This window comes from Cryobacterium sp. MP_M3, assembly GCF_015752155.1.
Classification (GTDB): domain Bacteria; phylum Actinomycetota; class Actinomycetes; order Actinomycetales; family Microbacteriaceae; genus Cryobacterium.
This window is the reverse complement of the sequence record NZ_JADOVI010000001.1, coordinates 331,456-343,856: the sequence shown is the minus strand read 5'-3', so window position 1 is coordinate 343,856 and position 12,401 is coordinate 331,456. Positions and strand designations below refer to the sequence as shown.

Below are 12,401 nucleotides of genomic sequence, written 5' to 3'. Positions count from 1 at the left end.
GCCGTCTGCGCGGGCAGGACATGCCGCGTTCCGCGAAAAACTCCATCCCGACGGTGCCACAGCTTGCAGCGCCGCGAGGCGGTGCGCGCCGCAGCGCGCGCTTCGCAGCGCCGCAGCGCGGCAGCGCGCGCTTCGCAGCGCGCGCTTCGCGCTACGCGGTCAGGTTCAGCGCGGCGGCGGTGGCGGCGAGCGACGCGGCCGCGGCGGCCGGATCGTCGGAGAGCTTCGTGCCGAGGCTCGGGATCATCTGCCGCAACTTGGGCTCCCAGGCCGGGTACTGCTCGGGGAAGCAACGCTTGATCAGTTCGACCATGATCGGCGCCGCGGTCGACGCGCCCGGGGAGGCGCCGAGCAGGCCGGCGATCGTGCCGTCGGCCGAGGCGATGACCTCGGTGCCGAACTGGAGCACGCCGCCCTGGTCGGGGTCCTTCTTCATGACCTGCACGCGCTGCCCGGCGGTGATGAGCTCCCAGTCGGCCAGTTTGGCCGTGGGGATGAACTCCTGCAGCGCCTTGAGCTTGGTGGCCTTCGAGGCGAAAACCTCTCCGATCAGGTATTTCATCAATCCGAAGTTGTGTGCGGCCACGGCGAGCATCGGCCCGATGTTGTGCGGGCGGATCGAGAACGGCAGGTCGAACCAGGTGCTCGACTTGAGGAACTTGGGCGTGAACCCGGCGTACGGGCCGAAGAGCAGCGAGGCTTCCCCGTCGACGATGCGGGTATCCAGGTGCGGCACCGACATCGGCGGGGCGCCCACGGCGGCTTTGCCGTAGACCTTGGCCTGGTGCTGGGCGACGAGCTTCGGGTTCGTGGTGCGCAGGAACTGCCCGCTGATCGGGAAGCCGCCGAAGCCCTTGATCTCGGGGATGCCGCTCTGCTGCAGCAGGGCGAGCGCGCCGCCGCCCGCGCCGACGAAGACGAACCGGGCGTTGACCTGGCTCGGGTGCCCGCCGACCAGACGGCGCAGGTTCAGCCGCCAGCTGCCATCCGCGAGCTGTTTCAGGCCGGTGACCTGCTGGTTCACGTGGATCCCCGCGCCGGACTCCGCGAGGTTCTCGAACAGGTACCGGGTCAGGGCGCCGAAGTCCACATCGGTGCCGGAGACGATCCGGGTCGCCGCGATCTTGTGCCCCTTGGGCCGGTTCCTGGTCAGCAACGGGGTCCAGGCGCCGATCACGGCCGGGTCCTCGCTGTATTCCATGCCGTGGAACAGCGGCTGGTTCTCGAGCGCCGCGAACCGCTTGCGCAGGTAGGCGACGTTGTCCTTGCCGCGCACGAATGTCATGTGCGGGGTGGAGTTGATGAAGTTGGTCGGCTCGGGCAACGCGCCGGTCGTGACCAGGTGCGCCCACAGCTGGCGGCTGATCTGGAACTGCTCGTTGATGCTCACGGCCTTGTCGGCCGTGACGGAGCCGTCCTTGGCCGCGGGCATGTAGTTGAGCTCGCAGAGGGCCGCGTGGCCGGTGCCCGCGTTGTTCCACGGGTTGGAGCTTTCCTGGGCGACCTCGCCCAGCCGCTCATAGACCTCGATCCTCCAGTCGGGCTGCAACTGCTTGATCAGGGTACCTAGCGTGGCGCTCATGATGCCGCCACCAATTAATACGACATCGACATTCGCCATTGGATTCACACTTTTCAGTGTATCTCCGGCGAACGGATGCTCCGTGCAGCTCAGCCCGCGACGCTCGCCCCCGGCGCCTGCCCGCGCGTCGATCTGCCGGCGGAGGCCTGGCCCGCGGCCGGCTTGATCCGCCGGTAGGTCGCCAGGTAACGATCGACCGGGATGCTCGCCACCGTGCGGGCGATGAGGCCCAGGTCGACGTCGGCCAGGGTCTTGAACCTCAGGCAGCTCTTGCCCATGTTCAGTTTGCGTCCGGTGGCTGCCCACTCGGCGCGGAACACGGCATCCGCCTCGGGGTTGCCGTAGAGGCCCATCAGGTAGAGCGAGTTGTAGTTCTTCTGGGCTGCCACGCTGACGTAGGCCAGGGGCTGGCCGTTGTAGGTGTTCGGAAAGGTCTCCAGCGGGATCACCCAGCCCGGCATCCCCCAGTACATGCCCAACACGTAGCCGGGCGGCATCGCGTCGCGCACCGCGTCGATCACCGGGTAGAGCACCGCGCGCTGGTCCGGCTCGAGGTCGGCGAAGTAGTTCTCGACCTCGGCGGGGACGGGCTCAGTGCTCATCCCCCCAGAATAACCGGTGCGGCGGCCCGTGCGGCGGCCGGCGTGCGAGCGGTCAGGCCGCCGGCACCGCGAATGGGCCGGGGGCTCCGGGAACCGCTGGGAGCGCCGGAACACCCTCGGGGATGAATGTGTCCCGGACCAGCGCGGGAATGATCCGCGGCACCACGGCGGCGGCGCCGAACTGCTCGAGCCGGTTCAGGGTGTGCTCGAAGCTCTCCGGCACGCCGTAGTGGAAACCCTGGGCGCTGCGGATGCCGAGTGCGCTCAGGTGCGAGGCCATGGTCTCGTTCTCCACGCCCTCGACGATCATCGAGTACTCGAGGTTGTCGCCGAAGCCCTGCAGGGCCGTGAGCACCTCGCGCTGCCGGATGTCGTCGAGGTCGTCGACCAGGCTCTTGTCGATCTTGAGGATGTCCATCGGCATCCGCACCAGCGAGTCGACCGAGGAATCCTGGGAGCCGTAGTCGTCGAGCGCGATCATCAGGCCGAGATCGCGCATCCGGTCGGCCTGCGCGCGAATGGCCGGGGTCACCTTGGCCATCGACCGCTCGTTCAGTTCGAGGCAGAGCGAGATCCCGGGATACCGGTCGGCGAGATCCTCGACGAACGTGCCGACGCGGTCGGGCAGGATCTGGCCGGCCTCCACGTTGAAGGTCATGCAGACGACGCGGGGTTCGACCAGCCGGAAGTCGGCTGCCGCGGCCATGGCCTTCACGGCGACCTGCCGGGTCATCGCGTCGAGCCGGCCCAGGCCCTTCGCCTTCTCCACGATCGACGGCGGCGACAGCGGGCCCAGGTCGGGGTCGGTGTAGCGCACGAGCGCCTCGAACGCCCAGATCTGGCCGGTGACCAGGCTGACGATGGGCTGGAAGGCAAGTTCGAGCAGGTCCTCGTCGATGGCCCTGGCGATGATGTCGTTCATCTGGCTCGAACGGTGGCTGGAGATGTTGATGCTGCTCTCGTGCGCTGAGCCGCCCCGGCGCCGGGTCTTCTTGATCGCGAGCATGGCCCGGTCGGCGTCCTGCACGAGCTGGGTGACGTCAGTCTCCCGGTGGGCGGAGTAGGCCAGCCCGATGCTCATCATCGGGTTGAACGTGGTCGGACCGACGATGAGCGGCTCACCGGTGGTGGCCAGGATGCGTTCGGCCACGACCTTCGCCTCGCCCAGTGAGGTGAGGTGGGTCAGGATGACCACGAACTCGTCGCCGCCGACCCGGGCAACCAGGTCGTCGGGGCGGACGACGGCGCGCAGGCGCCGACCGAGTTCGCGCAGAACCTCGTCGCCGGCCGAGTGGCCGTGCCGGTCATTCAGCCTTTTGAAATCGTCGAGGTCGAGGAAGAGCACCGCGAGGGCCTCGGAGTAGTCCCGGTGGTCGTTGATGTTCGCGAGGGCGGCCTGGAAGGCGCCGTAGTTGGGCAGGCCGGTGAGCGGGTCGGTGTTCGCCCGCAGGGTCAGCCCCGCCACGTTCTGGCCGGCCTTGACCACCATCTCGGCGGTCGTGACCAGGGCCGCGAGCGCCCGGCGGTCGTTCCCGGTGAACGCGCCGTCCATCGCGTCGCGGCTGACCACAATGTATCGTTCGGCGCCTGGCGCGACGAACGACAGCGGCAGGCTGATCTCACCGGGCCGGGCCGGCTCCGCGCGCACGACGACCGCTTCAACCCCGACCGAGTCGGCGACGGCCTGGCAGAGCACCTCGGCGATCTCGGCCCCTGACCGTGCACCGGTCTCGGCATCCGCGCTCAGGGAGCTGGCGCCAGCGACCAGGCCGGCCAGCCGTCGCCGCATGTCGGCGAAGACAGAGACGACCTTGACGATCGAGGCCACGATCACGATTCCGAGGAGCACCTCGAGCGTGTTCACGGTCGCGCTCACCTCGACGAGGAACGGCGGGCCGGCGACGCTCCAGAATGCGGCGAGGACGGCGACGAGGGTCGCCCCGACGACCGCGCCGGCCATTCGGGCGGGCGAGAGCAGCGCGCGCCCGCCCCGGTCGACGGGGGGATCGATGATCTGCTTGCGCAGGACCTCGACCAGGAGCACGAATCCGACGTAGCCGACGCAGCCCGCGGCCACCGCGGCGAGGTCGGCGAGCCCGAGGGCCCGGAAACCGGCGAACAGGCCGACGGAGAGGAGCCCGCCCAGGCTTTGCAGGCCGGCGCTGTAAAGGGCGACCGTGACCCGGCCCGCTTCGAGGAGGACGGCCAGGAGCACGCCGAGGGCGATGGCCCCGATCGCCGTCGGCACTGACACGAGGGTGGCCAGGGCAGGCAGGGCCAGAACCGGGAGCGCCACCATCGGGCTGCGGTGCGCGACGCTGCCCAGCCGCACCCAGGTGAGTTCGAGCACACCGGCGCAGAGCACTCCGACTGCGGCCACGGCCCAATGCTCCGGCGGCGCGGAGAAGAGCGAGATCACTGCCGCGACGATCGCCAGGAGGGCGGCCCCGGCAAAGACGGCGAGGCCGACGCGCCTCACCTGTGCTGCCACCGAATACCCGCCCATGCTTCCAAACATTAGTGCACCGGCCACGCTGGCTGCGCCCCCCACTCCCGGTGTCCCGCGGGGCGCGGGAGCCGGAAGCAAGACCGGTTGTGCGGGCAGGCTCCGGCGCGGGCCGGATCCGTTCGGGTCAGGAGACCAGCAGGCCCGTGGCGACGAGTTCGGCGATCTGCACCGCGTTGAGCGCGGCGCCCTTGCGGAGGTTGTCGCTGGTGATGAACAGGGCGAGGCCGCGCCCGTTCGGCACACCGCTGTCCTGGCGAACCCGGCCGACGAAGCTCGGGTCCTGGCCGGCCGCTTCGAGGGGCGTCGGGACATCCGTCACGACCACACCGGGCGCGGTGGCGAGCAGTTCGAGCGCGCGGGCGACCGAGAGCGGCCTGGCGAACTCGGCGTTGATGGAGAGCGAGTGCCCGGTGAAGACGGGCACCCGCACGCAGGTGCCGGAGACGAGCAGGTCGGGCAGGCCGAGGATCTTGCGGCTCTCGTTGCGGAGCTTCTTCTCCTCGTCGGTCTCGAATTCGCCGTCGTCGACGATCGTCCCGGCCAACGGCACCACGTCGAAGGCGATGGGGCGGGCGTAGAGCACGGGGTCGGGCATGGCCACGGCGGAGCCGTCGTGCACGAGCTGGAGCAGATTGTCGCTCAGCGCCGCGGCGCGCACCTGGCTGGCCAGTTCCCGGGCCCCGGCCAGTCCGCTGCCGGAGACGGCCTGGTAGGTGCTCACGATCAGTCGTTCGAGGCCGGCCTCGTCGTGCAGCACCTTGAGCACGGGCATGGCAGCCATGGTGGTGCAGTTCGGGTTGGCGATGATTCCCTTGACGGCCTGTGTGATCGCCTCGGGGTTGACCTCGCTCACGACCAGGGGCACGTCGGGGTCCATCCGCCAGCCGGAGGAGTTGTCGATGACGGTGACGCCGGCCGCGGCGAAACGCGGCGCCTGGGCGCGGGAGAGCGTTGCGCCGGCGGAGAAGATGGCGACGTCGAGGCCGGTCGGGTCGGCGGTTGCCGCGTCTTCGACGACGATCTTCTCACCCTTCCACGGCAGGGTGGTGCCGGCGGAGCGGGCGGAGGCGAAGAAACGGATGCCGGCGACCGGGAAGTCCCGTTCCTCCAGCAGGCGGCGCACGACGGCGCCGACCTGGCCGGTGGCCCCGACGACGCCGATCTGGATTCCTGCGGTGCTGGTCATTGCTGGTTCCTTTGCTGCTCGCGTGCTTGCGTTGTGCTCTGGGCCGACGGGCCGCTCTAGCGGCCGGTGCCGCCGTGCACGATCGCGTCGTCGGCGGAGTCGAGCCCGAAGGCCGTGTGCACCACCCGGAGTGCCTCGTTGATGGTGTCGGCGCGGGTGACGACGGAGATGCGGATCTCACTGGTCGAGATCATCTCGATGTTGATCCCGGCCTCATAGAGGGCCTCGAATAGTCGGGCCGAGACGCCGGTGTTGGTGCGCATCCCGGCGCCGACGAGCGCAAGCTTGCCGATCTGGTCGTCGTACTGCAGGCCGGAGAAGCCCACGTTGTCCTGCTCGTTGGTCAGTGCGGTGAGTACCTGCTGGCCCTCGGACTTCGGGAGCGTGAAGGAGATGTCGGTCAACCCGGTGGACGCGGCGGACACGTTCTGCACGATCATGTCCACGTTGGCGTTCGTCTTCGCGACGATCTTGAAGATCTGCGCGGCCTTGCCGGGGATGTCGGGGACACCGACGACCGTGACTTTGGCTTCGCTCAGGTCGGCGGCGACCCCGGCGATGATTGGCTCTTCCACTGTCTCTCCATTCGAGGATGCGGGATTGGGCTGGGCGGCCTCGGGGACCGACGAGATCGGGATGGCGCTGGTCGGGCTGGTCGTCTCCGAGTTGTAGACGATGGTGCCCACGTTGTTGTTGAACGAGGACCGCACGTGCAGGGTCACCCCGTGCCGTCTGGCGTATTCCACCGCGCGAATGTAGAGGACCTTGGCGCCGGCGGCGGCGAGCTCGAGCATTTCCTCGCTCGTGATCCGGTCGAGTTTGTGCGCGCGCGGCACCACGCGGGGGTCGGCCGTGAAGACGCCGTCGACATCCGTGTAGATCTCGCAGATGTCGGCGCCCAAGGCGGCGGCGAGGGCCACGGCGGTGGTGTCTGAGCCGCCGCGGCCGAGCGTGGTGATGTCCTTGGTGTCGCGGTTGAAGCCCTGGAAGCCGGCGACGATCGCCACGGCTCCCTCGTCGAGGGCGTCACGGATGCGGCCCGGGGTCACGTCGACGATGCGGGCGGCGCCGTGGTGGGCATCCGTGATCATGCCGGCCTGGCTGCCGGTGAAGGAGCGGGCGTCGTAGCCCATGCTCTTGATCGCCATCGCCAGCAGCGCCATCGAGATGCGCTCGCCCGCGGTGAGGAGCATGTCGAGCTCGCGCGGGGCCGGGATCGGTGTGACCTGGTGGGCCAGGTCGAGGAGTTCGTCGGTGGAGTCGCCCATCGCGGAGACGGCGACGACGACCTCGTTGCCGGCCTTGCGGGTGTCGACGATGCGCTTGGCCACGCGCTTGATGCTTTCCGCGTCGGCGACGGACGAACCGCCGAACTTCTGCACGATCAAGCTCACGTGGGACTCCTGAACATCGGGTAGGCGGGCACAGGCCAAGCTCCCATCATAAATGCGTTTGTATTCGGCGGCGGCAATGTGACGCCGGACGCCGGTCGCCGGGCGCCGGACGGTGGTCGTCTGCACTTTGGATCGGAGATTCTCGGAACACGCCGTCTGGGCGCGCGCCGGCGGCGGCGTGTCGCGAGAAACTCCGATCGAACCGGCGCGACGGATGCCGCGGTGCCGGAGCAGGGACTACACCGAGACGCCGGAGCCGAGCCGCGGCGGAACGCGGCGAAGCGGGGACGAGTATCCCTGGGAAGGCCTCGGTCAGTGCGTGACGGTGCGGCGGCCTTCGAAGGCCCGGCCGAGGGTGACCTCGTCGGCGTATTCGAGGTCGCCGCCGACCGGCAGCCCCGACGCGAGTCGGGTGACCTTGATCTCGAGCGTCGTGAGCAGCCGGGAGAGGTAGGTGGCCGTCGCCTCGCCTTCGAGGTTGGGGTCGGTGGCGATGATGACCTCCTGCACCGTGTTGTCGGCGAGGCGTTGCATCAGCTGGCGGATGCGCAGGTCGTCGGGTCCGATGCCGTCGATGGGGCTGATCGCCCCGCCGAGCACGTGGTAGAGCCCCTTGAACTCGCGGGTGCGTTCGATCGCGACGACGTCCTTGGCCTCTTCGACGACGCAGATCATGGCCGGGTTGCGGCGGGGGTCGCGGCAGATCAGGCAGGTCTCCTGCTCGGAGACGTTGCCGCAGATGGAGCAGAACCGCACCTTGTCGCGCACCTCGAGCAGCACGTTCGCGAGCCGGGTCACGTCGAACTGCTCGGTCTGCAGGATGTGGAATGCGATGCGCTGGGCCGACTTCGGGCCGATGCCGGGGAGCCGGCCGAGTTCGTCGATCAGTTCCTGAACGATGCCTTCGTACATGGACTAGTCGCCTCTGCTTCGGGATACCGGGATGTGGTCTTGTTCTTCGAGGAAGGTTGCACCGAGGATTTCGCGGACGACGGATTCCCCGTAGCGCTGCTTCTCGGCGAAGGCCGGCGCCCGGCGAGCCGCGGCGCCTGCCGGGGCCCTGCCCGCCTGCGGTGCATTGCGAGGGGCGGCAGCTGTGGCCGTGGCGGCCGGGTGGTCACCGGCAGCGGAGGGAGCGGCGGATACCACGACGGGTGGCCGGGGATCCGGGGCCGAGGCCGGTGAACGCGTCGACCGGTCGAACCGGTCGGGCGGGTACTCGTCGTCGTGCGGCACGTCGCCGTCGTCATAGGGCGGCGGCTCATCGTCGTCGGACGACTGCGCCGGAGGGGTACCGGTCGTTGCCGCCGGCGCCGTCGTCGAAGCGGGCGCGGCGGCCGGCACCGGTCTGGCAGCAGGAAACGGCGCGGCGGGCGCAGCGGGAGTCGTCGCAGCGGGCGCCGACGCCGAGCCGGGGATGACCGCGGTCGCCCAGGCGGTGACGGCCTCTCCGGTCGACGCTGCGGGCCTGGCCGGACGCTCCGAGCGCTGCTGCGCCGGTGAGCTTGGGCCGGAACCCGAGCGGGAATCCGCGTCGACGCCGGAGTCGGCGGCGGTCATGGCGTTGGCATCAGCAGCGGCCGCGCGCCCAGGGGCGCGCCCCAGCTCAGCATTGGCAACGCCCGGCTCAGCATTGGGAACGCGGTCCGACTCTGTTCCGGGCACGCTCGGCGCAGCGCCGCGCCCGCGCTCCTGGTCGGACGCGGCGTTGAGCACTCGCGCGCCCTCCGGGCCGGACGCGGTGTCGGGCGCGCCCTCGGGCTCGGTGTCGGGCGGGGTGTCCTCGGCCGGCGGTGCGTCGTCGTCGGAGGGCGGCGCCGGCTCGGTCGCCGGAACAGTCGCGTCTCCGGCTACGCGGCCTGCTCCCCCACGGTTGGCCGCTGCTCCGGACCGATCCGGAACGCTCCGGTCGTCGGTGCGGGCGGAGGACGACGGGCCCGCAGGGTGCCGCGGGGCGGACGGCGCACCTGTCCCGCCGCTGCCGCCGCCGTCGGGGCCGCCCGGGCGGTCGACCCTGGCGGTGAGACGCGGCGTGAAGCCGAGCACGTCGTTGATCGCACGCTTGAGGAAGTCACCGACACCCTGGCCCGGCGCGGCGGGCTGCTTAAGCCCCTCGACGTCTTTCTGGCTCGGGAACGACAGAACGAGCAGGTCGCCGTCGCGCAGTTCCAGGGCCTTGGCGGTGTAGAGCACCAGCCAGGCGCTGGTCTTCGCGGCCTGAACGGCCTCGAGCACCTCAGGCCAGGCATCCTTCACCTGCTGGAAGGTAACCGGTCCGACGGGGCGCACGGTGACGGATGCCGCGACCTCGGCGGCCGGGACGGCGCCCGGAGCCGGCTGAGCGGAGCGCGCGGTCGGAGCGGTCGGGCCGGTCGCTGTCGTCGCGGCCGCCGAGGCGCCAGCCGCGGTCGCGAAGGGTTCCGAGGTGGCGCGACCCGCCGGAGCAGTCGTCGCGGGAGGTGCGGAGGCGGCCGGACGGACGGAGCTCGCCGGTGTCGCCGGGGCGGGCGCGGCATCCGTCGCCTGGCGGGCGAGGTTCGCGGAGTCGGCCGAAACACCGACCACGGACCCGGCGCCGCCGTCGATGCCGCCGATGCCGACGCCGATCCGCCGTTCGAGCCGTTCGACCCGGGCGAGGGCGCCGCGGGTGGAGTCGTCGCTGGCGGGGATGAGCACCCGGGCGATCATCAGTTCGAGGTGGAGGCGCGGCGAGGTGGCGCCGGTCATCTCGGTCAGCGCGGCGTTGAGGATGTCGGCGGTGCGCGACAGCTCCGCGGGGCCGAACTTGGCGGCCTGCAGGGCCATCCGGTCGAGCTCGTCCTGCGGCACGCCGCGGAGCACGGCGGCGGCGCCCGCGGCGGAGGTCGCCGCGACGATGATCAGGTCGCGCATGCGCTCGAGCAGGTCTTCGACGAAACGCCGCGGGTCCTGTCCGGTCTGGATGACCCGGTCGACCGCGTCGAACGCGGCGGACGGGTCGCGCGCGGCGATCGCGTCGACGGACTCGTCGAGCAGGGAGGCGTTGGTGTAGCCGAGCAGCGCGACCGCACGCTCGTATTCCACCGAGTGTCCGTCGGAGCCGGCCATCAACTGGTCGAGCAGGGACAGGGTGTCGCGGGGCGAGCCGCCGCCGGCGCGCACGACGAGCGGCAGCACCCCGGGCGCGACCTTCATGGTCTCGCTCTCACAAAGGGTCTGCACGTATTCGAGCATCGGCCCGGGTGGCACCAGCCGGAACGGGTAGTGGTGCGTGCGCGAACGGATGGTGCCGATCACCTTTTCGGGCTCGGTCGTCGCGAAGATGAACTTGACGTGCTCGGGCGGCTCTTCGACGATCTTGAGCAGCGCGTTGAAGCCCTGCGGCGTGACCATGTGGGCCTCGTCGAGGATGAAGATCTTGTAGCGGTCGCGGGCCGGCGCGAAGATGGCTCGCTCACGGATGTCGCGGGCGTCGTCGACGCCGTTGTGGCTGGCCGCGTCGATCTCGACCACGTCGAGCGAGCCGCCACCGTCGCGGGACAGCTCGACGCAGCTCGGGCAGACGCCGCACGGGGTGTCGGTCGGGCCTTCGGCGCAGTTCAGGCAGCGGGCGAGGATGCGGGCGGACGTCGTCTTGCCGCAGCCGCGGGGGCCGCTGAACAGGTAGGCGTGATTCACCCGATTCGTGCGCAGCGCAGTCATCAGGGGTTCGGTCACCTGGGACTGGCCGATCATCTCGGCAAAGGTCTCTGGCCGGTAGCGGCGATACAGGGCGGTAACCACGGGTCAATCGTAGTCGGCGCCACTGACAGTCCGCCCCGGCCTGTGGAGGGCGCCGGCGCGGCATCCGTCGCCACCGGCGCCCCCGCGCTCACCGCGCTCACCGCGCTCGCCGTTGACGATGGAGATTCTCGCGACACGCCGCGTTCGCGGGCGACGGATGCCGCGGGTCGCCGAAAACTCCATCCCCACGCTCCGCCGCTCCGCCCTGCCCCCGGGCCCGGGTCCCTCCGCGAGAGCCCGCCGCTCGCCATCCCCCCACAGCGCTCACGGACGCCGCTTCTCCCCGCATCGCCGTCGTTCCGCCCCGGCCCGCCGCGGCCGGCAGACCCTCGGCGTATGCGCAGCGCGGCATCCGTCATCTGTTCGCTCGGCCACGTCGCGACGACGGCCGAGCTCCGGCGCCGCGGGGTCTCCCCCGGCGCCCTGCGCGACGCCCTCGCCGGCAGGGCCGTGACCCGCGCGGTCCGCGGCGTCTACGTCTGCGCCCATGCCGACCCTGACCAGCGCACCGCGACCGCGGCCTTCGGCCGGATCAGCTGTCTCAGCGCTCTCCGCCGGGCCGGGGTCTGGACCGGGCTGGACCGCTCACTCCACCTGCAGCTCGCGCCGCACGCCCACGGCGACCGGCCGACCACCGACCGGAACGGGCGCCCGATCCGCTACCACTGGGCGATCCCGCGGTTCCCCGATTCCCTGGAGCGATCCTGGCTGGTCTCTCCGATGGAGGCCGTGTGGCAGGCCATCCGGTGCCTCGACGAGGAGAACGCGATCGCCTGCCTCGAGTCCGCGGTACACGAAGGGCTGATCACGGTCGACGAAGTGCGGCGGGTCTGCGCGCGGGCGCCCGCACGGCTGCAGCGGGGCATCCGCGAACTGGAGTTCACGGCCGGGTCGGGCATGGAGACCATCGTGCGGCGACGGCTCCGGCACGCCGGTTACACCGTGGTCGCCCAAGTGCGGGTCACGGGAGTCGGCGACGAGGACCTGCTCGTCGAGGACTGCGTCGCCCTGGAGACCGACGGCGAGAAGTGGCACGGACCCGACCGGTTCCACGCCGACCGCAACCGCGACCTCAAGACGGAGGGCCTGGGCCGCCGGGCGCTCCGGCTCACCCACGACCAGGTCATGTACGACTGGGAGACGACGTTCCTCAGCATCAAACGCGTCGTCGACGACGCCAAACGGGAGCAGACGCGCCGCTTCGGCCGGGTCATCCTGCGCGCCGACGATCCGCTCTGAACCCGCGCCCGCAGTTCGGGATGGAGATTCTCGCGACACGCCGCTTCCACGGGCGACGGATGCCGCGGGTCGCGAAAAACTCCATCCCCGCGCACCGCGGAGACGCGACAGGCCGCCCCCGGAACCC

8 protein-coding genes are annotated in these 12,401 nt (G+C 70.6%); 1 reads left to right on the top strand and 7 read right to left on the bottom strand.

The annotated features are described in order from the left end of the window. Positions 1-151 precede the first annotated feature (151 nt). The 7 genes from IWX89_RS01520 to IWX89_RS01490 form a co-directional block, all read right to left on the bottom strand. Complete coding sequence (locus IWX89_RS01520; RefSeq protein WP_374220475.1) at positions 152-1,630, bottom strand: malate:quinone oxidoreductase; 1,479 nt, start codon at positions 1,628-1,630, stop codon at positions 152-154. A 41-nt stretch (positions 1,631-1,671) separates the two neighbouring features. After that, positions 1,672-2,184, bottom strand: a complete 513-nt coding sequence (locus IWX89_RS01515; protein ID WP_196901821.1) for a DUF1801 domain-containing protein — start codon at positions 2,182-2,184, stop codon at positions 1,672-1,674. A 52-nt stretch (positions 2,185-2,236) separates the two neighbouring features. Then, positions 2,237-4,690: a bifunctional diguanylate cyclase/phosphodiesterase gene (locus IWX89_RS01510; protein WP_196901820.1), complete on the bottom strand. Its 2,454-nt coding sequence runs from the start codon at positions 4,688-4,690 to the stop codon at positions 2,237-2,239. A gap of 127 nt (positions 4,691-4,817) precedes the next feature. Further along, positions 4,818-5,879, bottom strand: coding sequence for an aspartate-semialdehyde dehydrogenase (locus IWX89_RS01505; protein WP_196901819.1), 1,062 nt, complete (start codon positions 5,877-5,879; stop codon positions 4,818-4,820). A 56-nt stretch (positions 5,880-5,935) separates the two neighbouring features. Further along, complete coding sequence (locus IWX89_RS01500) at positions 5,936-7,273, bottom strand: aspartate kinase (protein WP_196901818.1); 1,338 nt, start codon at positions 7,271-7,273, stop codon at positions 5,936-5,938. A gap of 312 nt (positions 7,274-7,585) precedes the next feature. After that, positions 7,586-8,185: a recombination mediator RecR gene (recR, locus tag IWX89_RS01495; protein ID WP_134507565.1), complete on the bottom strand. Its 600-nt coding sequence runs from the start codon at positions 8,183-8,185 to the stop codon at positions 7,586-7,588. A gap of 3 nt (positions 8,186-8,188) precedes the next feature. Continuing rightward, the gene (locus IWX89_RS01490) at positions 8,189-10,987 is read right to left on the bottom strand and encodes a DNA polymerase III subunit gamma and tau (RefSeq protein WP_231382808.1); all 2,799 of its coding nucleotides are present in this window, start codon (positions 10,985-10,987) and stop codon (positions 8,189-8,191) included. A 384-nt stretch (positions 10,988-11,371) separates the two neighbouring features. Here IWX89_RS01490 and IWX89_RS01485 point away from each other — a divergent pair, with 384 nt between their 5' ends. Then, positions 11,372-12,274: a hypothetical protein gene (locus IWX89_RS01485; protein ID WP_196901816.1), complete on the top strand. Its 903-nt coding sequence runs from the start codon at positions 11,372-11,374 to the stop codon at positions 12,272-12,274. Positions 12,275-12,401: the final 127 nt, after the last annotated feature.

Bases quoted from the DNA above. Each gene is read 5' to 3' on its own strand.
- IWX89_RS01515 (WP_196901821.1), bottom strand. From the start codon at position 2,184: ATGAGCACTGAGCCCGTCCCCGCCGAGGTCGAGAACTACTTCGCCGAC.
- IWX89_RS01510 (WP_196901820.1), bottom strand. From the start codon at position 4,690: ATGGGCGGGTATTCGGTGGCAGCACAGGTGAGGCGCGTCGGCCTCGCC.
- IWX89_RS01505 (WP_196901819.1), bottom strand. From the start codon at position 5,879: ATGACCAGCACCGCAGGAATCCAGATCGGCGTCGTCGGGGCCACCGGC.
- recR (WP_134507565.1), bottom strand. From the start codon at position 8,185: ATGTACGAAGGCATCGTTCAGGAACTGATCGACGAACTCGGCCGGCTC.
- IWX89_RS01490 (WP_231382808.1), bottom strand. From the start codon at position 10,987: ATGATCGGCCAGTCCCAGGTGACCGAACCCCTGATGACTGCGCTGCGC.
- IWX89_RS01485 (WP_196901816.1), top strand. From the start codon at position 11,372: ATGCGCAGCGCGGCATCCGTCATCTGTTCGCTCGGCCACGTCGCGACG.